Annotated in this window: 18 protein-coding genes; 11 read left to right on the top strand and 7 right to left on the bottom strand. The window is 71.6% G+C overall.

Annotated elements, in window-relative coordinates; genetic code table 11:
* Positions 1-35 precede the first annotated feature (35 nt).
* On the top strand, positions 36-2,597 hold the full coding sequence (gene pepN, locus GLX30_RS23355; RefSeq protein ID WP_208545470.1) for an aminopeptidase N: 2,562 nt from the start codon (positions 36-38) through the stop codon (positions 2,595-2,597).
* Positions 2,598-3,080: 483 nt separating this feature from the next.
* Positions 3,081-4,109, top strand: a complete 1,029-nt coding sequence (locus GLX30_RS23350; protein WP_159692018.1) for a hypothetical protein — start codon at positions 3,081-3,083, stop codon at positions 4,107-4,109.
* On the opposite strand, the gene GLX30_RS23345 is transcribed toward GLX30_RS23350, so the two are convergent.
* Complete coding sequence (locus tag GLX30_RS23345) at positions 4,085-4,552, bottom strand: NUDIX hydrolase (protein ID WP_159692016.1); 468 nt, start codon at positions 4,550-4,552, stop codon at positions 4,085-4,087. The genes GLX30_RS23350 and GLX30_RS23345 overlap by 25 nt on opposite strands.
* A gap of 197 nt (positions 4,553-4,749) precedes the next feature.
* Between GLX30_RS23345 and GLX30_RS23340 the strand changes: the two genes are divergently transcribed.
* Positions 4,750-8,079, top strand: coding sequence for a S8 family serine peptidase (locus tag GLX30_RS23340; protein ID WP_159692014.1), 3,330 nt, complete (start codon positions 4,750-4,752; stop codon positions 8,077-8,079).
* A gap of 168 nt (positions 8,080-8,247) precedes the next feature.
* Positions 8,248-9,276 (top strand): aspartate-semialdehyde dehydrogenase, encoded by a 1,029-nt coding sequence (locus GLX30_RS23335; protein WP_159692012.1) that lies wholly within the window; start codon positions 8,248-8,250, stop codon positions 9,274-9,276.
* 89 nt (positions 9,277-9,365) lie between these two features.
* On the opposite strand, the gene GLX30_RS23330 is transcribed toward GLX30_RS23335, so the two are convergent.
* On the bottom strand, positions 9,366-9,599 hold the full coding sequence (locus GLX30_RS23330) for a hypothetical protein (RefSeq protein ID WP_159692010.1): 234 nt from the start codon (positions 9,597-9,599) through the stop codon (positions 9,366-9,368).
* A gap of 206 nt (positions 9,600-9,805) precedes the next feature.
* Here GLX30_RS23330 and pepN (GLX30_RS23325) point away from each other — a divergent pair, with 206 nt between their 5' ends.
* The 6 genes from pepN (GLX30_RS23325) to GLX30_RS23300 all read left to right on the top strand — a co-directional run bounded on the left by pepN (GLX30_RS23325) (position 9,806) and on the right by GLX30_RS23300 (position 16,950).
* The gene (pepN, locus tag GLX30_RS23325; RefSeq protein WP_159692008.1) at positions 9,806-12,397 is read left to right on the top strand and encodes an aminopeptidase N; all 2,592 of its coding nucleotides are present in this window, start codon (positions 9,806-9,808) and stop codon (positions 12,395-12,397) included.
* Between the two features lie 385 nt (positions 12,398-12,782).
* Positions 12,783-14,273, top strand: a complete 1,491-nt coding sequence (locus tag GLX30_RS23320; protein ID WP_208545469.1) for an ATP-binding protein — start codon at positions 12,783-12,785, stop codon at positions 14,271-14,273.
* Complete coding sequence (locus GLX30_RS23315; RefSeq protein WP_159692004.1) at positions 14,270-14,686, top strand: roadblock/LC7 domain-containing protein; 417 nt, start codon at positions 14,270-14,272, stop codon at positions 14,684-14,686. Before GLX30_RS23320 ends, GLX30_RS23315 begins: the two co-directional genes overlap by 4 nt.
* Complete coding sequence (locus GLX30_RS23310; protein ID WP_159692002.1) at positions 14,683-15,042, top strand: DUF742 domain-containing protein; 360 nt, start codon at positions 14,683-14,685, stop codon at positions 15,040-15,042. The genes GLX30_RS23315 and GLX30_RS23310 overlap by 4 nt, the downstream gene beginning before the upstream one ends.
* Positions 15,023-15,643, top strand: a complete 621-nt coding sequence (locus GLX30_RS23305) for an ATP/GTP-binding protein (protein WP_159692000.1) — start codon at positions 15,023-15,025, stop codon at positions 15,641-15,643. The genes GLX30_RS23310 and GLX30_RS23305 overlap by 20 nt, the downstream gene beginning before the upstream one ends.
* A 209-nt stretch (positions 15,644-15,852) precedes the next feature.
* Positions 15,853-16,950 carry a selina-4(15),7(11)-diene synthase gene (locus GLX30_RS23300; RefSeq protein ID WP_159695203.1) on the top strand — a complete coding sequence of 366 codons (1,098 nt, stop codon included), beginning with the start codon at positions 15,853-15,855 and terminating at the stop codon, positions 16,948-16,950.
* A 63-nt stretch (positions 16,951-17,013) separates the two neighbouring features.
* Here GLX30_RS23300 and GLX30_RS23295 read toward each other — a convergent pair whose 3' ends face one another.
* The 5 genes from GLX30_RS23295 to GLX30_RS23275 form a co-directional block, all read right to left on the bottom strand.
* Positions 17,014-17,919 (bottom strand): LysR family transcriptional regulator, encoded by a 906-nt coding sequence (locus GLX30_RS23295; RefSeq protein WP_159691998.1) that lies wholly within the window; start codon positions 17,917-17,919, stop codon positions 17,014-17,016.
* Positions 17,920-17,929: 10 nt separating this feature from the next.
* Entirely contained in the window at positions 17,930-18,799 is an 870-nt protein-coding gene (locus tag GLX30_RS23290) for a DMT family transporter (RefSeq protein WP_244258488.1), read from the bottom strand.
* Positions 18,800-19,100: 301 nt separating this feature from the next.
* Positions 19,101-19,331 (bottom strand): hypothetical protein, encoded by a 231-nt coding sequence (locus GLX30_RS23285; protein ID WP_159691996.1) that lies wholly within the window; start codon positions 19,329-19,331, stop codon positions 19,101-19,103.
* A gap of 21 nt (positions 19,332-19,352) precedes the next feature.
* The gene (gene malQ, locus GLX30_RS23280; RefSeq protein WP_159691994.1) at positions 19,353-21,554 is read right to left on the bottom strand and encodes a 4-alpha-glucanotransferase; all 2,202 of its coding nucleotides are present in this window, start codon (positions 21,552-21,554) and stop codon (positions 19,353-19,355) included.
* A 10-nt stretch (positions 21,555-21,564) separates the two neighbouring features.
* Positions 21,565-21,846 carry a hypothetical protein gene (locus GLX30_RS23275; protein WP_159691992.1) on the bottom strand — a complete coding sequence of 94 codons (282 nt, stop codon included), beginning with the start codon at positions 21,844-21,846 and terminating at the stop codon, positions 21,565-21,567.
* 242 nt (positions 21,847-22,088) lie between these two features.
* On the opposite strand from GLX30_RS23275, the gene GLX30_RS23270 reads away from it, so the two are divergent.
* Positions 22,089-25,043 (top strand): beta-N-acetylglucosaminidase domain-containing protein, encoded by a 2,955-nt coding sequence (locus GLX30_RS23270; RefSeq protein ID WP_159691990.1) that lies wholly within the window; start codon positions 22,089-22,091, stop codon positions 25,041-25,043.
* Positions 25,044-25,058 lie beyond the last annotated feature (15 nt).

Here is a 25,058-nt window from a genome sequence, read left to right as displayed (position 1 = left end):
TCGCTCGTGTTCGAACGAGACACGAAGGAGTGCTTGTGCCCGGTGAGAATCTGTCCCGCGACGAGGCCCGCTCCCGGGCCGGACTGGTGTCCGTCGACGGGTACGAGGTGGCCCTCGACGTGCGGTCCGCGGTCGGGGAGCCCGAGGACGCCTCAGGGCCGCGCACCTTCAGGTCGGTGACCACGATCCGGTTCCGGGTGAACGAGCCGGGTGCTTCGACCTTCGTCGACCTGCTCGCCCCCTCCGTGACGGCCGTCACCCTCAACGGACGTCAACTGGACCCCGCCACCGTCTTCGACGGCTCGCGGATCACGCTGGACGGCCTGGCGGCGGAGAACGTGCTCGTCGTGGACGCCCGGTGCGCGTACAGCCGGACCGGCGAGGGACTGCACCGCTTCGTCGACCCCGAGGACGGCGAGGTCTACCTCTACACCCAGTACGAGCCGGCCGACGCGCGCCGCGTCTTCGCCGACTTCGAACAGCCCGACCTCAAGGCGCCGTTCCGGTTCGACGTGACCGCCCCCGAGGGCTGGACGGTGTGGAGCAACCGGGAGGGCGCCCGCGCGGAGGACGGGACCTGGCGGTTCGCCGAGACGGCGCCGATCTCGACGTACATCACTGCGGTCGTCGCAGGGCCGTACCACTACGAGACCGACCTGTACGAGCGTGAACTCGCCGACGGCACGGTCCTGCGCATCCCGCTGGGCGCGATGTGCCGCAAGGGGCTCGCCAAGCACTTCGACGCGGACGACATCTTCCTCGTCACCAAGCAGGGCCTGGACTTCTTCCACGAGCACTTCGACTACCCGTACCCCTTCGGGAAGTACGACCAGGCGTTCGTGCCCGAGTACAACATCGGGGCCATGGAGAACCCGGGCTGCGTGACCTTCCGCGAGGAGTTCGTCTTCCGCGGCAAGGTGACGCAGGCGTCGTACGAGCGCCGGGCCAACGTCATCCTGCACGAGATGGCGCACATGTGGTTCGGGGACCTCGTCACCATGCAGTGGTGGGACGATCTGTGGCTCAAGGAGTCCTTCGCGGACTTCATGGGCTCCTTCTCGATGGTCGAGGCGACGCGCTTCACGGACGGCTGGGTCACCTTCGCCAACAACCGCAAGGCCTGGGCGTACCGCGCCGACCAGCTGCCGTCGACGCACCCGGTCACGGCCGACATCCGCGACCTCGAGGACGCCAAGCTCAACTTCGACGGCATCACCTACGCCAAGGGCGCGTCCGTGCTCAAGCAGCTCGTCGCGTACGTGGGCCGGGACGCGTTCATGGAGGGCGCCCGGCGCTACTTCAAGCGCCACGCGTACGGGAACACCCGGCTCGGCGACCTGCTGTCCGTGCTGGAGGAGACGTCCGGGCGTGACATGAAGGACTGGTCCCGGTCCTGGCTCGAGACCTCCGGCGTCAACGCGCTGACGCCCGAGGTGGCGTGCGACGCGGACGGGCGCATCACCGAGCTGGCGATCTCCCAGGACGGTGACACGCTCCGGCCGCACCGGGTGGCCGTCGGCCTCTACCGGATCGAGAACTCGGAGCTCGTGCGGTACGCGCAGGCCGGGGTGGACGTCACCGGTGCGCGCACGGTGGTGCCCGGACTCGCGGGCGAGGAACGGCCCGGACTGGTCCTGGTCAACGACGAGGACCTGACCTACTGCAAGATCCGCTTCGACGAGCGGTCCCTCGAGACGCTGCGGTCCTCGCTCGGCGACATCAAGGATCCGCTGGCTCGGGCGCTGTGCTGGTCCGCGCTGTGGAACCTGACCCGCGACGCGCTGATGCCGGCGCGGGACTTCGTCCGCCTGGTGCTGACGTTCGCCGGGCGTGAGTCCGACATCGGCGTCCTCCAGATGCTGCACGCGTGGACACGGTCCGCCTTCGTCCACTACGTGGCACCCGGCTGGCGCGCCGAGGGCGGCCGGCTGGCCGCGGAGGGTGCGCTGCGGGAACTGCGGGCCGCCGAGCCGGGCAGCCAGCACCAGCTGACGTGGGCGCGGTTCTTCGCGTCGGTCGCCGAGTCCGGGACGGACTTCGGGCTGCTCTCCGGGCTGCTGGCGGGCACCGAGAAGATCGACGGCCTGGACGTCGACCAGGAACTGCGCTGGTCGTTCCTGGAGCCGCTGGCGGCCCACGGGGTCGCCGACGAGTCGGCGATCGCGGCGGAACTGGCGCGCGACGACACGGCCTCGGGCAAGCGGCACGAGGTGCGCTGCCTGGCGTCCCGGCCGTCGGCAGCGGTCAAGGACCAGGCGTGGGCGGCGGTGGTCGAGTCGGACAAGCTGTCCAACGCGCTCGTCGAAGCGACGATCTCGGGCTTCGTCCAGCCGTCGCAGCGTGAACTGACCGCCCCGTACACCGAGAAGTACTTCGAGGCGATCGAGCGGGTGTGGTCCGAGCGGTCGATCCAGATCGGGATGGACGTTGTGCGGGACCTGTACCCGTCCCTCCAGGACTCGCGGGCCACGCTCGAGGCGACGGACGAGTGGCTGGCCGCGCACGAGTCGGCGGCGCCGGCGCTGCGGCGGCTGGTCGCGGAGTCCCGTGACGACCTGGCGAGGGCGTTGCGGGCGCAGGAGCGCGACGGGGCGTGACGGTGGGGGCGGGTGGGGGCACGTCTGCTGGGTCCGCCCGCGGCGGGCGTGTCCCCTTCCCGTCCTCTTCCCGCCGTACCGATGTGCGGCTCCGCCGCGCGGGGGGCAAGCCACGGAGCCGGTAACGCGCTCCGCGGTGTTTCGGGGCTCCTCCGCCTACGCCCGGTGGTGTGGGGCCCACCGGACCACCGTGCCTGGAACTCCCCCTGCCCCTGGCGGGGGTGGGAGGGGCCCCCGGCGGGCCCGGAATTGCCCGGCCCGGCGGAGCGCGCCGCCGGCGGCACTCGAGTCGCACATCCGGCCCGCCCTCCCTCGTGGCCGCCGGGCCGTAGAGAGGTTCAGGCCACGGCCGAGGGCCGCACGCGATGCGGCCGCCCTACTTCGGCACTCGAACGTGCGTACTTTAGGACGCGGTTGTCCTGAATTGTCGACGAGCTTGTAACAGCGGTTAGCCCGGTCCGGCGAGGCGGGCATCTCATCGGCATGAACCAGCCCAACGCTCCCCTCTCCCCCCTCCCCCTCCCCCTCGGCCGGCCCGACGGTGACGTGCGCCGACGGGTCGTGTCCGGGGCGCAGTTGCGTACGCACGGCTTCACGCCCTCGCGGGTCGCCGAGCGGTGCCGGCCCGGCGGGGGCTGGCAGTTGCTGCTGCCGGGGGTGTATCTGCTGCAACCGGGACCGGCCACCGGCGAGGAGCGGCTGCACGCCGCGCTGCTGTACGCAGGCCGGCCCGTGCTGCCGGCCCAGCGGCACGACTCGGCGCCGTACGGCGAAGCGATGGTCACCGGGCTCGCCGCCCTCGCGCTGCACGGATTCACGGCGGCTCCACCGCTGACGTCGATCGAGCTGATCGACGTGCTCGTGCCGCGGACGCGGCGGTTGCGGTCGGCCGGTTTCGCCCGGCTGGTGCGCGGGCAGTCGATGCCCCCGGCGGAGGAGGCCGGCGGCGTGCCCGTCGCCCCCGCGTCCCGCGCCCTCGCCGACGCGGTGGCGGAGCTCGACGACGCCGCGCTGATCGGCCGGCTGCTGACGGAGGCCGTGCGAAGCGGGCACTGCGAGCCGGCCGCGCTGGTACGGGAGTTGAACGACGCGCGGCTCCTGGACCGTCCGCACGTCGTGAGCGCCGTGGACGAACTGCTCGCGGAGGGCCGTGCGCTGGCGGAGGGCAGGCTGTACGGACTCGTTCGCGACGGCGGCCTGCCGGACCCCTTGTGGAACGTGGACCTCCGCCTCCCCGGCGGCCCTTGTCTGGGCCGGGTCGACGCGTACTGGCCGGAGCAGGCCGTGGCCGTGGAGCTGGACACGCGCGCGCCCCGCCACGACGAGGACGCCCAGTGGTCACGGTACGCGCGCAAGCGGGAGCACCTGGAGCGGCTCGGCATCACCGTCGTGCACCTGACGCCGCGCAAGCTCCGTGAGTCGCCCGAGCAGCAGGCGACCGTGGTGCGCACCGCGCTGATGGCCGCCGCGGACCGCGAGCCGGCCGCCTACGTGGTGGTGCTGCCGCGCTGAGCGACCCTGCCGAGAACCGGCCTGGAGTGCCACAGCTCCAGGCCCACGTCGACGAGTTCGACGCGGTGGAGCGCCGGCACCGCGTTCAGCGGGTGCCAGGCGGCGAGGTCCGTGGACCCGCCGGTCTCGTTGCGCAGCTCGCCGCCGGTGATCCGGCCCTCGTACACGATCCTCAGGCCCTGGAAGTCCGCGAAGGCGCCCAGCTTGCGGGGGTAGCGGCGGCGTACCGAGTCGAGGCCGAGCAGCACGGTCATCTCGGCGATGTAGCCGGTCTCTTCCTCGACCTCGCGGACGACGGTGTCGAGGGGGTCCTCGCCGTGGTCCATGCCGCCGCCGGGCAGCGTCCACTTCTTCGTGCCGTCGCGCGCGACCCAGCGGGCCAGCAGGACCTGTCCGTCCCGTATACAGACGGCGTACGCCGCGACCCTCAACTCCTTGTTCATTCGGTGAGATTACCGGCGCGTCCGCTCATCGAGGGCGATAAGCACCTGTTCGTTCCGGATGGCGCATGATCCGCAGTGGCGGGTTTACGCCATGCGCACATCCCGTCTCGATCAACTCTCCACAAACCCCTGTCATTTACGCAAGGCTGAGCGGTCATCCGGCACCGTATTCCGGACCCTCTCTTTCACAAACAGGGATGCTGATGACCCCCGAACCCGAGAGCTCCACAACGGGACGCTCGACGCCAGGTCACAGACGCGTGGCCCGCGTCGCTGCCGCCGCATCGATGGTGGCCGCGCTCGTCGCTGCCGGCGTCGCTCCGGCCGTCGCCACAGCGCCCGCCGACGACCCGGCCGGCGCCCAGGCGGTCAAGGCCGCCAAGTCGTCCTCCGACAAGATCGGCTCGGCCGACGCCGAGCTGCTCGCGGAGGCCGAGGCCAAGGGCGAGAAGACCGTCACCGTCATGGTGGCCACCGCACCCGGCGCGACCGAGCAGGTCGCCGGCCAGCTGGACGCCGTCAAGGGCGCCACCGTCGGCAGGACGTTCGACAAGCTCGGCTACGTTCGTGCCACGCTGCCCACGGACAAGGCCGAGGCCGCCCTCAAGTCGGCGGCCAAGCTGTCCAGCGTGCACGGCATCGACCTCAAGCACGAGATCGAGCTGGACGACCCGACCCCCGCGGCGGACACCGTGAAGGCCGCGGGCACCGCCGACGCGCAGATCCGGCAGTACCCTGCGCCCGACGCGTCGACCCCGGCGAAGAACCCGTACAACCCGTCCTTCGAGACCGGTGCGGTCGACTTCGTCAAGGCGCACCCCAAGGCCGACGGCCGCGGCGTGACCATCGGAATCCTCGACTCCGGCGTCGACATCGCCCACCCGGCCCTCCAGAAGACCACCACCGGCGAGCGCAAGATCGTCGACTGGGTCACGGCGACGGACCCGGTGGCCGACGGCGACCGCACCTGGCTGCGGATGAACACGGCCGTCACCGGCCCGACCTTCACGGCGGGCGGACGCACCTACTCCGCCCCTGCCGGCGCGTACCGCTTCAACCTGTTCGCAGAGGCCGCCACCAAGGGCGGTGACATGGCCGGCGACCTCAACCGGGACGGCGACACCACCGACGTCTGGGCTGTCCTCTACGACGAGGGCACCCGGACCGCGCGCGTCGACCTGAACAACGACGCCGACTTCACCAACGACACCCTGATGAAGCCGTACAAGAACGGCTTCCAGGTCGGCTACTTCGGCAAGGACGACCCGAAGACCGAGATCGCCGAGCGCATCCCGTTCGTCATCGAGGTCCGCACCGACGTCGTCTACAACGACGCGGGCGCCACCGCCGACTACGTCAACATCGGTGTCATCGAGGGCTCGCACGGCACGCACGTCGCCGGTATCACCGCCGCCAACAGCCTCTTCGGCGGCAAGATGAACGGCGCCGCGCCCGGCGCGAAGATCGTCTCCTCGCGTGCCTGCACCTGGAGCGGCGGCTGCACCAACATCGCGCTCACCGAGGGCATGGCCGACCTGGTCATCAACCGCGGCGTGGACATCGTCAACATGTCCATCGGCGGTCTGCCCCCGCTGAACGACGGCAACAACGCGCGCTCCGAGCTCTACAACCGGCTCATAGACACCTACGGCGTCCAGCTGGTGATCTCCGCCGGCAACTCGGGCCCGGGCACCAACACGCTCGGCGACCCCGCTGTCGCCGACAAGGTGATCTCCGTCGGCGCCTCCATCTCCAAGGAGACCTGGGCGTCCAACTACGGATCCGGTGTCGAGAAGAAGTACGCGATGCTGCCCTTCTCCTCTCGCGGACCGCGCGAGGACGGCGGCTTCACGCCGACGCTCACCGCGCCCGGCGCGGCGGTCAACACCACCCAGACCTGGTCGCCCGGCGGCCCGGTCGCCGAGGCCGGCTACCAGCTGCCGCCCGGCTACTCGATGATGCAGGGCACCTCGATGTCCTCTCCGCAGGCGGCGGGCGCGGCGGCACTGCTGCTCTCGGCGGCCAAGCAGCGCGGCATCGAGCTCTCCCCGGCGAAGCTGCGCACCGCGCTCACCAGCACCGCCCACCGCATCAGCGGTGAGCAGGCGCACGAGCAGGGTGCGGGCCTGATCAACGTCGTGGACGCCTGGAAGCAGATCAAGGACGGCGTGGGCGCCCACGAGTACACCGTCAGGGCCCCGGTCGACACCGCGATCGACTTCGCGCTGAAGACCCCCGGCTTCGGCACCGGCCTCTACGACCGCGAGGGCGGCCTCAAGGCCGGCAAGAGCCGGACCTACGACATCACCGTCACGCGCACGACCGGCCCGAAGAAGGCCGTCGCGCACACCCTGCGCTGGAAGAACAACGACGGCACCTTCCGTCTGCTCAGCGGGTCCGAGGTCAGGCTCCCGCTGAACCAGCCGGTCACCGTCACCGTCCAGGCTCGGCCCAAGACGTCCGGCGTGCACAGCGCCGTCCTCCAGGCCGACGACCGCTCGACCGTGGGCGTGGACAAGCAGATCCTGGCCACCGTGGTCGCCTCCGACGACCTCGCGAAGCCCGGGTACACCGTCTCCAAGGCGGACACGGTGCAGCGCAACAGCCACAAGTCGTACTTCATCACCGTCCCCGAGGGCGCCAAGAACCTCGAGGTCGCCATCGGCGGGCTCGCCGAGGGCAGCCAGACCCGGTTCATCGGCCTCCACCCGTACGGGCTGCCGGTCGACCCGACCTCGACGGTCAACTGCTACCCGAACTACGCGAACCCGGCCAACACCTGCCGCCCCGACGTGCGCTCCTACCCGGAGCCGATGCCGGGCGTCTGGGAGATCGAGGTCGAGTCGCGGCGTACGTCCCCGCTGCTGGACAACCCGTTCGAGCTGGACGTGACGGTGCTGGGCGCCGACTTCGACCCGGCCGTCAAGACGCTCCCCGAGGCGAAGGTCGGCACGCCGACGCCCGTCGAGTGGAACGTCACCAACCGCTTCGCCTCTCTCGAGGGCAAGCTGGCCGGCGGCTCCCTGGGCTCGGCGAAGGTCGCCCGTCCGTCCATCGCGCACGGTGAGTCCCAGGAGTCCACGGTCACCCTCGGCGAGGGCGTGGAGCGCCTCGACGTGGCGATCGGCTCGCCCGCCGACAACGGCGCGGACCTGGACCTGCTGGTCCTCAAGGACGGCGTCGTGGTCGGCCAGGCCGCGGACGGCGACTCCGAGGAAGCGGTGAGCCTGCTCAAGCCGGCCGCCGGTACCTACACGATCGTGGTCGACGGTTACTCGGTCCCCGCCGGGACCACCGAGTACGACTACCGCGATGTGTTCTTCTCCCCGTCGCTCGGCTCGCTAAAGGTCGACGCCGGATCGTCGGTCCAGCTCGCGAACGGCGCATCGGCGCAGGTCAGCGCCGAGGTCGTGGTCGGCGGCGCGGCTCCGGAAGGACGTCAGTTCTTCGGTGAGGTGCAGCTGCTGAACGCCCGCGGCACGGTCGCGGGCGCCGGCAGCGTGGTGATCGGCAAGGTCACCGAGTAGCCGTAGAAGGCAGAAGGACGGCGGGGCGGGCGCTCTTCGAGCACCCGCCCCGCCTGCATGTTCCTTGTCACACGTCCCGCCACTCGGACAACCGATTGGACAAGGCGGACCCGGACATACGCATCATGGAACGGCATCAGGGCCGCAAGTACGTACGGAGGAGTCCCCGTGAAGGTCGGAATCGTCGGAGCCACCGGGCAGGTCGGCACGGTCATGCGCAAGATCCTCGCCGAGCGGAAGTTCCCGGTCGATGAGCTGCGGCTGTTCGCCTCGGCCCGGTCCGCGGGCTCCACGATCGAGTGGGAAGGCCGGGAGATCACCGTCGAGGACGCCTCCACCGCCGACTTCACGGGCCTGGACATCGCCCTGTTCTCCGCCGGCGGCGCGACCTCGAGAGCGCTCGCCGAGAAGGTCGCCGCGCAGGGCGTCGTAGTGATCGACAACTCCTCCGCCTGGCGCCGTGACCCGGAGGTGCCGCTCGTGGTCTCCGAGGTCAACCCGCACGCGGTCAAGGACCGCCCCAAGGGCATCATCGCCAACCCGAACTGCACCACGATGGCCGCCATGCCGGTCCTCAAGCCGCTGCACCAGGAGGCGGGGCTGGTCTCCCTGGTCGCCACCACCTACCAGGCCGTCTCCGGATCCGGCCTCGCGGGAGTCGCCGAGCTGGACGACCAGGTCAGAGCGGCCGCGGACCGTGCCAAGGAGCTCACCCACGACGGTGAGGCCGTCGCCTTCCCCGAGCCCGGCGTCTACAAGCGCACCATCGCCTTCAACGTGATCCCGCTGGCGGGCAACCTCGTCGACGACGGCTCCCACGAGACCGACGAGGAGCAGAAGCTCCGCAACGAGTCCCGCAAGATCCTCGAGATCCCCGAGCTCAAGGTCTCCGGCACCTGCGTACGCGTCCCGGTCTTCTCCGGCCACTCGCTCCAGGTCAACGTCCGGTTCGCGAACGAACTCGGTGTCGAGCGCGCCTATGAGCTGCTGAAGGACGCCCCGGGCGTGGAGCTCTCCGAAATCCCCACGCCGCTCCAGGCGGCGGGCAAGGACGCCTCGTACGTCGGCCGTATCCGGGTGGACGAGACCGTCGACAACGGCCTGTCGCTGTTCGTCTCCAACGACAACCTGCGCAAGGGCGCCGCGCTGAACGCGGTGCAGATCGCCGAACTGGTCGCCGACGAGCTGCGCGGCTGACACACCCGATCAGTGCCTCGGGGGCGATCACCGGAAGGTGATCGCCCCTTGTACGTGACATGGCAAGCTGCCGGGCATGACACGCGTGGTCAGGGGCACCGAATGTGCCCGCGCCTGCCGAGCCGCTCCAGATCGCCGTGTGCCGGGGCGCCGGGCGCTCCCGCCGTGGACGTCTCCACGCTGCTCGTCACCGCGGACGGCAGGGTGTCGGCCGACGCCGACCTCGTCGTCCACTGCACGGGCCGTCCCGGCGGGTCCGTGTCGAGTGCGGCGAGGACCGCCCGGTCGATCTGTGGCTGCTGGGCAAGCACTTCGCGACGCACCGGAGGATCGCCACCGGCCCCGGCCGGCACGAACTCCGGCCCGGCCCGGCCCGATCCAGGTCCGAGGCGGCGGCCGGTGGCGCATCACCGCCGGCGGCTGAACCCCGCGCGCGGCGGCGCCCGTCACCGGGCCGATTCTCCTGGGCGAAGGGCGGCCGGCGCGTGGAAGGATGAGCGCAAACATCGCATACCGAGGAGATGACCGGGTGCCTGGCACAAACCTGACCCGTGAAGAGGCGCAGCAGCGTGCGCGTCTGCTCACCGTTGACTCGTACGAGATCGACCTCGATCTCTCCGGGGCACAGGACGGCGGGACCTACCGGTCCGAGACCACCGTGCGTTTCGCGTCCGCCGAGGCGAACGCGGAGACGTTCATCGACCTGGTCGCACCGGCCGTGCACGACGTGGTGCTGAACGGCAAGTCGCTCGACGTGGCCGCCGTCTTCCGCGACTCGCGGATCGCGCTGAACCATCTTCATGAGGGCGACAACGAGCTGAAGGTCGTCGCCGACTGCTCGTACACCAACACCGGCGAGGGCCTCCACCGGTTCGTCGACCCGGTGGACGAGCAGGCGTACCTGTACACGCAGTTCGAGGTGCCGGACGCGCGGCGTGTCTTTGCGAACTTCGAGCAGCCGGACCTGAAGGCGACGTTCCGGTTCACCGTGAAGGCGCCCGAGGGCTGGACGGTGATCTCGAACTCGCCGCGGCAGCAGTCGGAGGGTTCCGCGCCAGAGGACAACGTGTGGCGCTTCGAGCCGACGCCGCGCATCTCCACGTACATCACGGCGCTGATCGCCGGCCCGTACCACAGCGTGCACAGCTCGTACGAGAAGGACGGGCAGTCGGTGCCGCTCGGCATCTACTGCCGTCCGTCGCTGGCCGAGTACCTGGACGCGGACGCGATCTTCGACGTCACGCGGCAGGGCTTCGACTGGTTCCAGGAGAAGTTCGACTACGCCTACCCGTTCGCCAAGTACGACCAGCTGTTCGTGCCGGAGTTCAACGCGGGCGCGATGGAGAACGCGGGCGCCGTCACCATCCGCGACCAGTACGTCTTCCGTTCGAAGGTGACGGACGCGGCGTACGAGGTGCGGGCGGAGACGATCCTGCACGAGCTCGCCCACATGTGGTTCGGCGACCTCGTCACCATGGAGTGGTGGAACGACCTGTGGCTGAACGAGTCGTTCGCCACCTACACGTCGATCGCCTGCCAGGCCTCCGCGCCGGGTTCGAGGTGGCCGCACTCGTGGACCACGTTCGCGAACTCCATGAAGACGTGGGCCTACCGGCAGGACCAGCTGCCGTCGACCCATCCGATCATGGCCGAGATCCGCGACCTCGATGACGTTCTCGTGAACTTCGACGGCATCACGTACGCCAAGGGTGCGTCGGTTCTCAAGCAGCTGGTCGCCTATGTGGGCATGGACGAGTTCTTCCGCGGCGTGCAGGCCTACTTCAAGGCGCACGCGTTCGGCAACACCCGTCTGTCCGATCTGCTCGGTGCGCTGGAGGAGACCAGCGGCCGCGACCTGAAGACGTGGTCGAAGGCGTGGCTGGAGACGGCCGGCATCAACGTCCTGCGCCCGGAGATCGACACGGACGACTCCGGTGTCATCACCTCCTTCGCCGTGAGGCAGGAGGCCCCGGCGCTGCCGGCGGGCGCGAAGGGCGAGCCGACCCTGCGGCCGCACCGCATCGCGATCGGCCTGTACGACCTGGACGACGCGGGCAAGCTGGTGCGCCGCGAGCGGGTCGAGCTCGACGTCGACGGCGGGCTGACCGAGGTCCCGGCGCTCGTGGGGAAGGCCCGCCCGGCCGTCGTCCTGCTCAACGACGACGACCTGTCCTACGCCAAGGTCCGCCTCGACGAGGAGTCCCTGCGGAACGTCACGGAACACCTCGGCGACTTCACCGAGTCCCTGCCGCGCGCACTGTGCTGGGCCTCCGCCTGGGACATGACCCGCGACGGCGAACTGGCCGCCCGCGACTACCTCGCGCTGGTCCTCTCCGGGATCGGCAAGGAGTCCGACATCGGCGTGGTCCAGTCCCTGCACCGCCAGGTCAAGCTCGCCGTCGACCTGTACGCCGCGCCCGCCTGGCGTGAGGCCGGGCTGACCCGGTGGACGGACGCCACGCTCGCGCATCTGCGGGCGGCGGCGCCGGGCAGCGACCACCAGCTGGCGTGGGCGCGGGCGTTCGCCGCGACCGCGCGCACCCCGCAGCAGCTCGACCTGCTCCAGGCGCTGCTCGACGGCACGGAGACGATCGAGGGCCTGGCCGTCGACACCGAGCTGCGCTGGGCCTTCGTGGAGCGGCTCGCCGCGACCGGCGTCTTCGACGAGGACGACATCGCCGGCGAGTACGAGCGCGACAAGACCGCGGCCGGCGAGCGGCACGCGGCGACCGCGAAGGCGGCGCGGCCGACCCCGGAGGCGAAGGCGGAGGCCTGGGCCTCGGTCGTCGAGTCCGACAAGCTGCCCAACGCCGTGCAGGAGGCCGTGATCTCCGGCTTCGTCCAGACGGACCAGCGCGAGCTGCTCACGCCGTACGCGGAGAAGTACTTCGCGACGGTCAAGGACGTGTGGGAGTCGCGCAGCCACGAGATGGCACAGCAGGTCGCGATCGGCCTCTACCCGTCGCTGCTCGTCTCCCAGGAGACGCTGGGCGCGACGGACGAGTGGCTCTCCTCCGCCGAGCCGAACGCGGCACTGCGCCGGCTGGTCTCCGAGTCCCGCGCGGGCGTCGAGCGCGCGCTGAAGGCCCAGGCGGCGGACGCGGCGGCGACCACCGACTGACCCGTTCGAGGGCGTCCCGGGACCACTGACGGTCGTCCCGGGGCGCCCTTGGCGTATCCGGGCGCGGCCGGTCCCTCCGCCGGGGACAGCGGGAGCCGCCCCGTCGGCGCGCGCCCGGTCCCGCGCCGGAACGCGAAGTGCGGGGACGGCGCGCACATGCCGCCGCACAACCCGCCCGCGACCTTGCCGAGCGAACGTGCCATACCAACATCGTCGGCGCGACACACCGTTCAAACATTTTCGAGTGAACTCGGCGCGCCCGTTTGCCATTTCGGCCGTATACATCACGACAGTGGAGTGACCCACCGTCAAACGATCTGACGTGAGCGGGATATGCTCCCGCCCGTCGTCATATGATCTTCCACGTTCGATTCTGAGGATGCTGATGGTTCGACAGGGAACGTCGACCGGAAGTCCGCGGCCCCCGGCCAGCCTTGTCTGGCAGCTGCCCGTAGCCGCGACCGTCGCGGCCGCGATCGCGGCCGTGTCCCTGGTCTCCGCTTCGGCCCGCACCCCCGTGGTCGTGATCTGCGTCGTCGCGGTCGTCGCGGTCGCCGCCGCCTGCGCGGAGGTGATGCGGCGCGGCAGACTGGTGGCCCAGTTGCGGCACACGGTCGCGGCGCAGGACGCCGCCCTCGCGCGACAGGCCGCCGAGACCACCCGGCTCGCCGGCGAGCTGCTGCCCGAGGTGGTGGAACGGCTCCGCAAGGGCGAGTTCCCCGAGGACGTGCTGGCCTCGCTCGACGCGTCGGCCGAGCACCAGGCGGTGCTCCGCTCGGTCGTCGGCGCGGTCAGCGCGGAGGAGGACCTGCGCGAATCCGCCCAGCGCGCTTTCGTGAACATCGCCCGCCGCGTTCAGGCGATCGTCCACCAGCAGGCGCAGGAACTTCGGGAGATGGAGGACCGGCACGGTCAGACCCCCAGCGTCTTCGGCGACCTCCTGCGTATCGACCACGGCACGGCCCTGATCGGCCGCCTCGCCGACTCCATCGCCGTGCTCGGCGGTGCCCGCCCCGGCCGCCAGTGGAGCAGGGCCGTACCGCTGTACAGCGTCATGCGTGGCGCGATGTCACGGATCATCGACTACCAGCGGGTCGAGCTGCACTCGGTCTCCGAGGTCGCCGTCGTCGGCACCGCCGTCGAGCCCCTGATCCACGCGCTGTCCGAGCTCCTCGACAACGCCACCCGCTACTCGCCACCGCACACCAAGGTCCATCTGACCGCGGTGGACGTGCAGTCCGGCATCGCCGTCGAGATCGAGGACGGCGGCGTCAGCATGAGCGAGGAGGCCCGGCTGCGGGCCGAGCGCATGCTGCGCCAGGCCCAGCAGGGGATCGATGTCAACGACCTCGGTGAGACGCCCCGTCTCGGCCTGGCGGTCGTCGGCCGGCTCTCCCAGGCGTACGGCTTCCAGGTCTCGCTGCGGTCGTCCGCGTACGGCGGTGTCCGCGCCGTCCTCGTCGTACCGCAGGACCTCATCACCACCGCCTCGTCCGCGACCGGCCTCGCGCACGGTATCGGCGCCTCGTCCGGCCCGCGCCCGGCCGGTTCGGAGACCCAGGAACGGCTGCCCAGGCCCGTAGCCGGGCCAACGGCCGCGGTGTCGGCCGCCCCGCCCGAGGACGACCTGCCGGTGGTGACAGAGCGGACCCCCACCGGTCTGCCCCAGCGCCGCCGCAAGGCACGCGCGACCGTGCCCGCGCCGGCCGCGCCCCGCGAGTCCGCCGGCCCGACGGCGCCCGCCGGCGGTGCGCCCTCGGCCGCCTCGGAGACGGAGTCCGCACCGGCGGTGCAGCCCGGCATGTGGCTGGCCGCGTTCCAGAGCGGCCTGTCCGGTGACACCACCCAGCCAAGCAAGGGGAACGAGCAGCCATGATTCAGCGGCAGTCCAACCAGACCAACATGGACTGGATGCTCAAGGACCTGGCGGAGGGCGTCCCGCAGACGCGCAACGTCGTCGTCCTGTCCGCCGACGGTCTGCGCATGGCCCAGTACGGCGCGGACACCGACACCGCCGACCGGCTGGCGGCCGCCTGCGCGGGGCTGCAGAGTCTGGCGGCCGCCGTCGCGTCCGAACTACCGCACGGTGACGGGCAGATGCGTCTGGTCGTCATCGAGATGGACGGCGGCTTCTTCTATCTGATGGCGGCCGGCGCAGGCGCGTATCTCGCGGTACTGGCCGACGAAGGCGTCGACGCCGGGCTGATGGGCCACCGGATGCGGGACCTCGTGCTGCGGATCGGAGAGCACCTGAGCACGCCGCCGCGGCATGAAGGACAGACCGCGTGAGCGACGCGGGCGAGGACTGGGAAGAGACCAGTCCCGAGCGGCTCTACGTCATCACGGGCGGCCGCAGCGGCTCGTCCGCGCCCACCGCGCTCGACCTGGTCACCCTGATCGTGGCCAGGTCGGGTCCCAAGCCCGGCATGCAGCCGGAGCACGCGGCGATCATCCGGCTCTGTCACGCACCGCTCTCGGTGGCGGAGATCTCCGCCTATCTGAGCCTTCCGGTGAGCGTGGTGACCGTGCTGCTCAGCGATCTTCTGGCCGAGGACAAGGTGCTGGCACGCGCACCCGTCCGGGCCGCCCGTCTCCCCGACCGCGCTTTGATTGAGGCAGTGATCGATGGACTTCAAAAGCTCTGAGCAGGCCGTCGGGCCGCGGAGCGAGGACGTGCTGCCGGAGACGGCCACGGCCGCCGTCAAGGTGGTCATCGTGGGCGGTTTCGGCGTCGGCAAGACGACGCTGGTCGGCTCGGTGAGTGAGATCAGGCCGCTGACGACCGAGGAGACGATGACGCAGGCCGGGGTCGGCGTCGACGACACCCAGGGCGTGGAACGCAAGACCTCCACGACCGTCGCGATGGACTTCGGCCGCATCAGCATCAACGAGGAGCTGGTGCTGTACCTGTTCGGCACCCCCGGCCAGGAGCGCTTCTGGTTCCTGTGGCGCGGCCTGTTCGAGGGCGCGCTGGGCGCCGTCGTGCTCGTCGACACCCGCCGGCTCGAGGTCAGCTTCGACGTCATCGGGCGGCTCGAGGAGCGCGGCGTGCCGTTCGTGGTCGCCGTCAACTCCTTCCCGGACGCGCCGGCTCACTCCGTCGACGAGCTGCGTGCGGCGCTGGACCTGCCGGACGCCGTGCCGATAGTGCTCTGTGACGCGCGCATGCGCAGTTCCAGCCGGGACGTCCTGATGACGCTGATGCGCTATCTGCAGACCCTTGCCATGACGCAGGAGGCGTCCTGACGGCCGCCGCGCCGGGTGGAGTACGGAAGTAACTGTTCCGTTCCGGCCACCAAAAGTTCGCGAGTGGCCGGTTTGTATGGACATCGTCCTGTTGGATCGGCCACTCTGGCTGAGTACGATGCGCCTAAGTTGATCACTGAGGGGTGCAAGTTGCGCGTTTTCCATCGAAGTTGACGCACTGCATCCCCCGCATCGAGAGGCAGGCCGCAGTGGAGCCCGAGCTGACCGTTCCGCCGCTCTTCTCTCCGATTCGACAAGCGATCCACCCGAAGCACTCCGACATCGACGTGCAGACAGCGGCCTGGGCGGAAACCTTCCGCATCGGGTCGGAGGAACTGCGCGGCAAACTCGTCACCCAGGACATCGGTACGTTCTCCGCCCGCATCCTCCCCGAGGGCCGCGAAGAGGTCGTGTCGCTGCTCGCGGACTTCATCCTCTGGCTCTTCGGCGTCGACGACGGCCACTGCGAGGAGGGGGAGCTCGGCCACCGGCCGGGCGACCTGGCCGGCCTCCTGCACCGCCTGATACGCGTGGCGCAGAACCCGGAGGCCCCGATGATGCAGGACGATCCGCTGGCGGCGGGCCTGCGGGACCTGCGCATGCGTGTGGACCGCTTCGGCACGGCCGGCCAGACGGCCCGGTGGGTCGACGCGCTGCGCGAGTACTTCTTCTCCGTCGTGTGGGAGGCCGCACACCGGCGCGCGGGCACGGTCCCCGACCTCAACGACTACACCCTGATGCGCCTCTACGACGGCGCGACGTCGGTGGTACTCCCGATGCTGGAGATGGGCCACGGCTACGAACTTCAGCCGTACGAACGGGACCGGACCGCGGTACGGGCCGTGGCCGAGATGGCGTCGTTCATCATCACCTGGGACAACGACATTTTCTCGTACCACAAGGAACGCAGAGGATCCGGCTACTACCTCAACGCGCTGCGCGTGCTCGAGCAGGAACGCGGCCTGACGCCCGCTCAGGCCCTGGACGCGGCGATCTCACAGCGGGACCGGGTGATGTGCCTGTTCACGACCGTGAGCGAGCAACTCGCCGAGCAGGGCAGCCCCCAGCTGCGGCAGTACCTCCACAGCCTGCGCTGCTTCATACGCGGCGCTCAGGACTGGGGTATCAGCTCGGTCCGCTACACCACGCCGGACGACCCGGCGAGCATGCCGTCGGTGTTCACCGATGTCCCGACCGACGACAGTACCGAGCCGCTGGACATCCCCGCGGTCTCCTGGTGGTGGGGGCTCCTCGCCGAGGACGCGCGGCCCGTCCGCACACAGGTGCCGGCCCAGCGTTCCGCCTAGGGTCTTTCGTTCGGAGCAGGCCGGACCTTCGGATCAGGCCTGATCGGGGCGAGCGTCCCGGCGTCACGCCGTCCGCTCCGACGCCACCTCCCGCAGAGCGTCCAGCACCCGGGCCACTCCCGGTGCCGATTCGGCGCCGCGCCGGACCGCCGCCAGCACATGGCGGCGGGGCCGGTCCGTCCCGAGGGGGCGCATCAGCACGCCGTCCCGCCGCCCTGCCGCCATCCTGGGCACCAGCGCCACGCCCATCCCTGCTTCGACCATCGCCAGGATCGCCGGCCAGCCGGCCGCGGAGTGCGCCTGCTCCGGCACGAAGCCCGCGGCCTCGCACGCCGCGAGCGTGATCTCGGACCATGGGCCGCTGCCGCCGAAGATCCATGGCTCGCCCGACAGGTCCGCCAGCCGCAGATCCTCGGACAGGGCCAGCGGATGACCGGCCTGCAGCGCCACGTCCAACGGGTCGGCGAGCAGCGGCACCAGGGCGAACCGCGGGTCGCGGGCCGTGGGCGCGTGCGCAGCGAGGGACAGGGCCAGGTCGACGCGGCCCGAGGAGAGGAGTTCGTACGCCTCGGACGCCTCGGCCTCCCTCACCCGGACGTCGAGGCCCGGGTGGCCGGTCCGCAGCCGCCGCACCGCCGGTACGACGAGAGCCGGCACGGCCGTCGAGAACGCCCCGACCCGCACCACCCCGACCTCGCCCCGCAGGTAGTCGGCCAGCTCCGCCTCCGCCCGCTCCAGCTGCGCGAACACCGCCTCCGCGTGCCGCAGCACCAGATGCGCCGCGTCGGTGAGCCGCACACGGCGTCCCTGAGCCTCCAGCAGCGGCACTCCGAGCTGCCTGGCCAGGTTCGACAGCTGCTGTGACACGGCCGAGGGGGTCATCAACAGCGCCTCGGCGGTGGCCGTCACGGTCCCGTGCTCGCCGAGAGCACGGAGGATCCGGAGCTTCTTGATGTCCCACTCGATCATGTAGCGCACGCTATCGGGCGGGCCTTCCGGCGGCGGCGAGGGCCACCCCGCCGAGGATCAGCGCCATGCACACGACCTGCGCACTCCCGAGCGTCTCGCCCAGCAGCGCGTAGGAGAGCAGCGCCACACACACCGGTTGCAGGTAGTAGACGACACCGGCCTTGGCCGCCCCGATGAGTGCGATCGCCCTGTTCCAGGCGAAGAAGGCGACGGCGGAGGAGAAGACTCCGACGTAGACGAGCGGACCGACGGTGCCGACCGACGGCTCGAAGCCGCCCAGCGCGGAGAGGCTGATCAGCTGCGCCGGCAGCAGCATCAGCGCACCGAGCACGAACGTGGTGAACAGCAGCACCGGTCCCTCGAGACCGTCGGGACGGCGGCGCAGCAGGACACTGTACGCGGCGAAGCTGAGTGCCGCCGCGAACATCCACAGGTCGCCCGGGGCGAAGCTGAACGACGGTGATCCGTCGCCGACGAGCAGCAGGACACCGCAGCAGGCGACGGCCGTCCCGAAGACGCGGCGGGCTCCGAGGCGGCTGCCCGACAGCCGCTCGTACAGCGCCATCAGGACGGGCGAGGCGGCCATGATCATGCCCATGTTGGCCGCGGAGGTGGTGAGCCCGGCCTGGTTGACGAGGGTGTTGTAGACGGTGACGCCGAGGAGCGCCGCGACGGTCAGGAAGCCGAGGTGACGGCGGACGAGCGCCCGCTGCCGCCAGGTCTGCCGCAGGGCGAACGGAGCGACGGCGGCGATGGCGACGACCCAGCGCCAGAACGCCGCCTGGACCGGAGGTACGGAGTCGTGCAGAGCGCGGGACGTGACGAAGCTCCCCGACCAGACGACGGTCGCGACGGCGGCGAGCAGCAGCCCGGGCCCCATGGCACCCCGCACCCACCGGGCCGCCCGCTCGCGCCGGACACCCTCGGCCGCCGTCCTGTTCCGGTCCTGTGTGTGCTCTCCTGTCCGAACCTCTGGCGTCAGGGTCATCCTGTGTCTCCTCCGCCCTCAACGGGCCTCGCCGGCATGTGGAGCCAACGGTCACACGGGAGGAAACATCAGGTCCATCGAAAGTTTTCGATCGTTCTTTGAAGCAGATCTGAACGGTGTGCCGGTGTCCGGGCACGGCGAAAGCGCCCGGGTGCGTCGCACACCGGGCGCCTTCGGACGGATCAGTCCTGTGTCAGCTCTGCTTCTTGGACTTGTCGAGCACCATCACCAGACCGGCGATCACCGCGAAAAGGACGAGCGGCGCCGCCACGTACAGGCCGAGGGTCTCGGCCACGCTCAGGCCCGGACCCGGGTCGTCGCCGTCGTCCGGGGTGAGCGCAAGCGCGGGGGACGACATGAGCAGCATCATCAGCGTCGTACCGGCCGCTACGGCGCCGGCGCGCAAGGCGTTCTTCTTGTCCACGGTGCCCAACGTAGCGAACGGCTATGACGGCCGCGCGTCCGGGGGTGCCGTACGGGCAGCGAAGACCTCCAGGAGACGGTGCAGCCTGGGTGAGGCGGCCAACCCCTCCAGGCTCATGGGGCGCCCCTCGGCGTCCGAGACGGGCAGACGCCAGTTCGGGTACTGGTCCCAGGTCCCCGGCAGGTTCTGCGGGCGTCGGTCGCCCACCGTGTCGGGAAGCCAGATCCCCACCATCCGCGCCGGGGTGCGCAGCAGGTAGCGGTAGACGGCCCGGATCGCGCCCTCCTCGTCGCCGGGACCCTCCGGCAGCAGGCCGAGGTCGCTGAGCAGGGCGAGCCACTCGGTGACATCGGCCGTCTCCTCCGTGCGTTCCTCGTCCAGGGGGCGGGCCAGCAGACCGAGCCGGTGGCGCAGCTCCACATGGCCGCCGGTGAGCCGGGCCGCCGTGGACGGCAGGTCGTGGGTCGTGGCGGTGGCGACGCAGCCTTCGCGCCACTTCGCGGGCGGCAGCGGGCGTCCGTCGCCGGACCAGTCCCGTTCGAACCAGAGCACGGAGGTGCCGAGCACACCACGGCGGGACAGCGCTTCCCGCACTCCGGGCTCGACCGTCCCGAGGTCCTCTCCTATGACGACGGCACCCGCGCGGTGCGCCTCGAGGACGAGGACGGCGAGCATGGCCTCCGCGTCGTAGCGGACGTAGGCACCTTCGGTGGGAGGGCTGCCGATCGGCACCCACCAGAGCCGGAACAGGCCCATCACATGGTCGATGCGGAGGGCGCCCGCGTTGCGCAGGATGCCGCGCAGCAGCCCGCGGTAGGGGGCGTAGCCGGACGCGGCCAGCGCGTCGGGCCGCCAGGGCGGCAGCCCCCAGTCCTGTCCGTGCGCGTTGAAGGCGTCCGGCGGGGCGCCGATCGACATCCCGGCGGCGAAGGAGTCCTGCTGTGCCCAGGCGTCGGCGCCGCCCGGGTGGACACCGACCGCGAGGTCGTGGACGATCCCGACCTCCATGCCGGCCTCGCGAGCCGCGCGTCCCGCCGCGGCCAGCTGCTCGTCGGTCAGCCAGACCAGTCGGCTGTGGAAGTCGACCCGGTCGGCCAGCCCTGCCCTGGCCTCCGCCGTCTGCGGCGAGCGGGGGTCGCGCAGCGCGGCGGGCCAGTCGTGCCACTCGGAGCCGTGCACCTCGGCGAGCGCGCACCAGGTGGCGTGGTCCTCCAGCGCCTGGCCCTGTTCCGCGACGAAGTCGCGGTAGGCGGCGCGGCGTCCGGGGCCGAGGGGGATGCGGTGGATGATCTCCAGCGCCTGGGCCTTGAGCTCCCAGACGGCGTCCCGGTCGATCAACGCGCCTTTGTCGAGCACCGATTCACGCAGTTCCGCCGCCCGGTCGCGCAGCTCCTCCAGCCGCCGCCGGTCCGCCGGGTCCGCGTACGCGCACTCGGGCACGTCCTCGATGCGCAGATGGACGGGGTCGGGGAAGCGACGGGAGGAAGGGCGGTACGGGGAGGGGTCGGTGGGGGCGCCCGGTACGGCGGCGTGCAACGGATTCACCTGGACGAAGGACGCGCCGAGCGACCGTCCCGACCAAGTGGCCAGCTCGGCGAGGTCACCGAGGTCGCCCATGCCCCAGGAACGTGCGGAGAGCAGGGAGTAGAGCTGGACGAGGAAACCGTGGGAGCGCCCGTCCGGGGCGGGCACCCGCGCGGGAGCGACGACCAGGCCGGCGTCGGTGCCGCGGCCGTCCGGCGCGACGGCGTGCAGCCGGTGCACACCGGGCGGCAGTTGCTGCCAGACCCGGCCGCCGTCCGGGCCTTTGGCGGCGTGCGCGGAGGCCGGGCGGGTGCCGTGCGGAGTGCCGCCGCCCACGGCCCCCGCGTCCGTGTTCCGTGCGTCCGTGCGCCGCGGGGTGGTCCAGCTGAGCTCGCGGCCCTCCTCCGTGGTCACACGGAGGGTCGTGCCGGCGGGGAGGGCGGTCAGAGCCGGCGGTACGCCGGCCCTCTCGCCGTCGGGGCCTTGCCATACGACGACCGTGCGGGGCAGGAGCCGGCTCGCCGCGGCATGCTCGGCACGGTCCAGCGCGGCGCGTACCGCCTCCGGCGTGGACGCGTCGATGTCCAGCGCGGCGAGAACGGCCACGACGGTGGCGTCCGGGACTGCGACGGTCACGCCCTTGGCGGGCGAGAAGGTGGTGGCGACTCCGTGCAGCTCGGCAAGCCGGGCAAGGCCCATGCGGACTCCTTCAGACCCCCGGCGACTCCGTACCGCCCGCCGTGCCGTGGGCGGTCGGCTCGCTCGTCAGGGGCGCGATGTCGGCGAGCGGTGGCTCGCTGGTGAGCGGGGCGGCGTGAGCGAGCGGCGGCTCGCTCGTGAGGGGGACGTCGTAGGCGAGCGGCGGCTCGCCGGTCAGCGGGGCCTCGTGGGCCGGCGGGCATGCGGTCGGGGCCGGTTTCGCAGGTCCCGGAACCCGGCCCGGGACCTGTTTGGACAAGGCGGAGAGCAGCAGGTGCGCTGATGCGGCCACGGTAATCACTCCAATGGGACGTGAGGGGTCACAGCAGCCCTACCCAGCGCGTGGAACGGCAGACGTGTCCGTTCGGTCAACGTGTTCCGTGTCACATCCCGTTCTCCGTTTGTCACGTGCCCCGATCATTCACCACGCCAGGCAAAAGGCGCACAACGGCCACGCACATTGACACTCCGACGGTGGTGGTGGTGGGCTCGAAACCGACCGGAACGGCAGCGGTCGGACGAGGGGAGACAGCCGTGCGGCTCGGGGCCGGAAGACGTACCGCGGCAGCCGTCGCGGTCGCCGTCATCGGTGGCCTGCTCGGCGGTGCGGGAACCGCGCACGGCGCGACCGCGCAACCGCAGGAGCCCGGCTCCCCCACCGGCACCGCGCAGGACCCCAGGGACACTGCCGCGACCCCTTCCGTGTGGCCGCGCCCCCAGTCCCTGCGCACCCGGGGAGAGGCCGTACGGCTGGGCGACGAGGCGACCCTCGTCGCGGACCCGTCCGCCGACCCGTACGCGGTCGCGCTGCTCGAGGAGTTGCTCCGCGAGTCCGGCGTCCGCACCCTGCACACCCGGCTGCCCGGCCGTGGGCCCGTGGTCCACCTCGGTGGCGGCGACGCCCTGTCGGCGCTGCGCGCCCTGCGCGCGCCGGAGCGTACCGATCTGCCGTCCGGCGGCTACCGGCTCGCCGTGGGCCGCGTCGCGGACCGTGACACGGTCGCCCTCGACGGCGTCGGCGAGGACGGCCTCTTCCACGGCGTGCAGACCCTGCGCCAACTGGTCGACGCGGGAACGGTCGCCGGAGTCGTCGTACGCGACTGGCCGGGCACCGCCGTGCGCGGCACGACGGAAGGCTTCTACGGACACCCCTGGAACCGTGAGCAGCGCCTGGCGCAGCTCGACTTCATGGGGCGCACCAAGCAGAACCGTTATCTCTACGCCCCCGGCGACGACCCCTTCCGGCAGACCCGCTGGCGCGACCCGTACCCGGCCGCCCAGCGCGCCGAACTGCGTGAACTGGCGGAGCGGGCGCGGCGCAACCACGTCACCCTGGCGTGGGCCGTCGCGCCCGCCCAGTCGATGTGCCTGGCCGACGAGTCCGACATGAAGGCCCTGACCCGCAAGGTCGACGCGATGTGGGCGCTGGGCTTCCGGGCGTTCCAGCTGCAGTTCCAGGACGTCAGCTACAGCGAATGGCACTGCTCGAAGGACGCGGAGGCCTTCGGCTCCGGGCCCGGAGCGGCGGCGAAGGCGCACGCCCGGGTCGCGGGCGAGGTGGCACGCCACCTGGCGGAGCGTCACCCGGAGGCGGAGCTGTCCGTGATGCCCACCGAGTTCTACCAGGAGGGCACGACCGACTACCGGCGGGCGCTCGCGGCGCAGCTGGACGGCAGGGTGCAGGTGGCGTGGACCGGGGTCGGCGTGGTGCCGCGCACCATCACCGGCCGCGAACTGGCGGGCGCCCGGGACGCCTTCGGCCATCCCCTGGTCACCATGGACAACTACCCGGTCAACGACTACGCCCAGGACCGCCTGTTCCTCGGCCCCTACACCGGCCGTGAGCCGGCTGTGGCGACCGGGTCCGCCGCGCTGCTCGCCAACGCGATGGAACAGGCCACCGCCTCCCGCGTCCCGCTGTTCACCGCCGCCGACTACGCCTGGAACCCGAAGGGTTACCGGCCCGAGCAGTCCTGGCAGGCCGCGCTCGACGACCTGGCCGGCGGCGACGCCGGTGCACGTGAGGCGCTGCGCGCGCTCGCGGGGAACGACGCCTCCTCGATCCTGGACCCCGACGACGAGTCGGCCTATCTACGGCCGCTGCTGGACGAGTTCTGGCGTTCCCGCACCACGGCGGACGCCCGGGCCAGGGACCGGGCCGCGACCGCCCTGCGCGATGCCTTCACGGTGATGCGCCGGGCTCCGGAACGGCTCAGGGGAACCGCTGACGGCCGGCTCGTGGACGAGGTCCGGCCCTGGCTCGACCAGTTGGCCCGGTACGGGAAGGCCGGCGAGCTGGCGGTCGACATGCTCCAGGCGCAGGGCCGCGGCGACGGCGAGGCCGCGTGGCGCGCCTCACTGGCCCTCGAGCCGCTGCGCACCGACGTGGCCGCGAGCCGGGCCACGGTCGGCAAAGGTGTCCTCACGCCCTTCCTGGACCGGGCCGTGAAGGAGTCACGCGCCTGGACGGGAGCCGACCAGACCGCGGCCGGCCGGCCGGGCCAGGACGTCGTGCGGCTGGCACGGCCCCGGCCCCTCACGGCCGTGACCGCGATGACGGCGCCCACGAACGGCTCCCCGCGCTCCGCCGAGTCCGCCGGTCGGCTCGAGGTGCACGTCCCCGGCGAGGGCTGGCGTCAGCTGGGCCCGCTGTCCGCGGGTGGCTGGACCCAGGCCGACGCGGCGGGGCTGCGGGTGGACGCCGTACGGGTCACGACCGGCGGCGGCGACAGCCCGGCCGTACGCTCCCTGGTGCCCTGGTTCGCGGACGAACCCGCGGCGGGCCTCGACCTCGTACGGGAGACGACCAGCGCCGAGATCGGCGGCAGGCCGCAGCGTGCCGACGTCCGGCTGACCGCACAGCGCCCCGGCGAGGTGCGCGGCACGCTCACCGCGGAGGCGCCGGCGGGCATCAAGGTGACGGTCCCGAAGCAGACCACCGTGCCGCGCGGCGTGCGCACCACGGTGCCGGTCGAGGTGACCGTCCCCGAAAACACCCCGGCGGGCGAGTACCGGGTGCCGCTGTCCTTCGCCGGACAGGAGCGCACGCTCACCGTGCGCGCCTTCCCGCCCACCGGCGGGGGTGACCTGACACGCGAGGTGGGCGCGACGGCGTCCTCGTCCGGCGACGAGACCGCCGACTTCCCGGCGGCCGCCGCGATCGACACGGACGCCGGCACCCGCTGGTCGTCCCCGATCGGCCCGAGCGCGTGGTGGCAGGTGCAACTGGCCCGGCCGGTCCGGGTGGGACAGGTGACGCTGCACTGGCAGGACGCGTATGCGACGAGGTATCGCATCCAGGTCTCCTCGGACGGCAGGGTCTGGCGCACCGCGGCGACGGTCACGGACGGCAGGGGCGGCCGCGAGTCGGTCCGGCTGGACGCGCCGGGGACGCGGTTCGTGCGGGTGCAGTGCGACGAGCGGGTGACGGAGTTCGGCTACTCGCTGTTCTCGGTCGAGGCGTATGCGGTGGCGGAGGGCGCACGCTAGGGCCCCCGCCCGCGC

Origin of the sequence: Streptomyces sp. Tu 2975 (assembly GCF_009832925.1) — a bacterium.
Classification (GTDB): domain Bacteria; phylum Actinomycetota; class Actinomycetes; order Streptomycetales; family Streptomycetaceae; genus Streptomyces.
Note: the sequence above shows the minus strand (reverse complement) of the source record. Positions and strands in the feature narration are given on the sequence as shown.

What these genes read in the sequence shown, in the direction of transcription:
- GLX30_RS23350 (WP_159692018.1), top strand. Translation starts at nt 3,081, where the DNA reads ATGAACCAGCCCAACGCTCCCCTCTCCCCCCTCCCCCTCCCCCTCGGC.
- GLX30_RS23345 (WP_159692016.1), bottom strand. Translation starts at nt 4,552, where the DNA reads ATGAACAAGGAGTTGAGGGTCGCGGCGTACGCCGTCTGTATACGGGAC.
- GLX30_RS23340 (WP_159692014.1), top strand. Translation starts at nt 4,750, where the DNA reads ATGCTGATGACCCCCGAACCCGAGAGCTCCACAACGGGACGCTCGACG.
- GLX30_RS23320 (WP_208545469.1), top strand. Translation starts at nt 12,783, where the DNA reads ATGGTTCGACAGGGAACGTCGACCGGAAGTCCGCGGCCCCCGGCCAGC.
- GLX30_RS23315 (WP_159692004.1), top strand. Translation starts at nt 14,270, where the DNA reads ATGATTCAGCGGCAGTCCAACCAGACCAACATGGACTGGATGCTCAAG.
- GLX30_RS23305 (WP_159692000.1), top strand. Translation starts at nt 15,023, where the DNA reads ATGGACTTCAAAAGCTCTGAGCAGGCCGTCGGGCCGCGGAGCGAGGAC.
- GLX30_RS23295 (WP_159691998.1), bottom strand. Translation starts at nt 17,919, where the DNA reads ATGATCGAGTGGGACATCAAGAAGCTCCGGATCCTCCGTGCTCTCGGC.
- GLX30_RS23290 (WP_244258488.1), bottom strand. Translation starts at nt 18,799, where the DNA reads ATGGGGCCCGGGCTGCTGCTCGCCGCCGTCGCGACCGTCGTCTGGTCG.
- malQ (WP_159691994.1), bottom strand. Translation starts at nt 21,554, where the DNA reads ATGGGCCTTGCCCGGCTTGCCGAGCTGCACGGAGTCGCCACCACCTTC.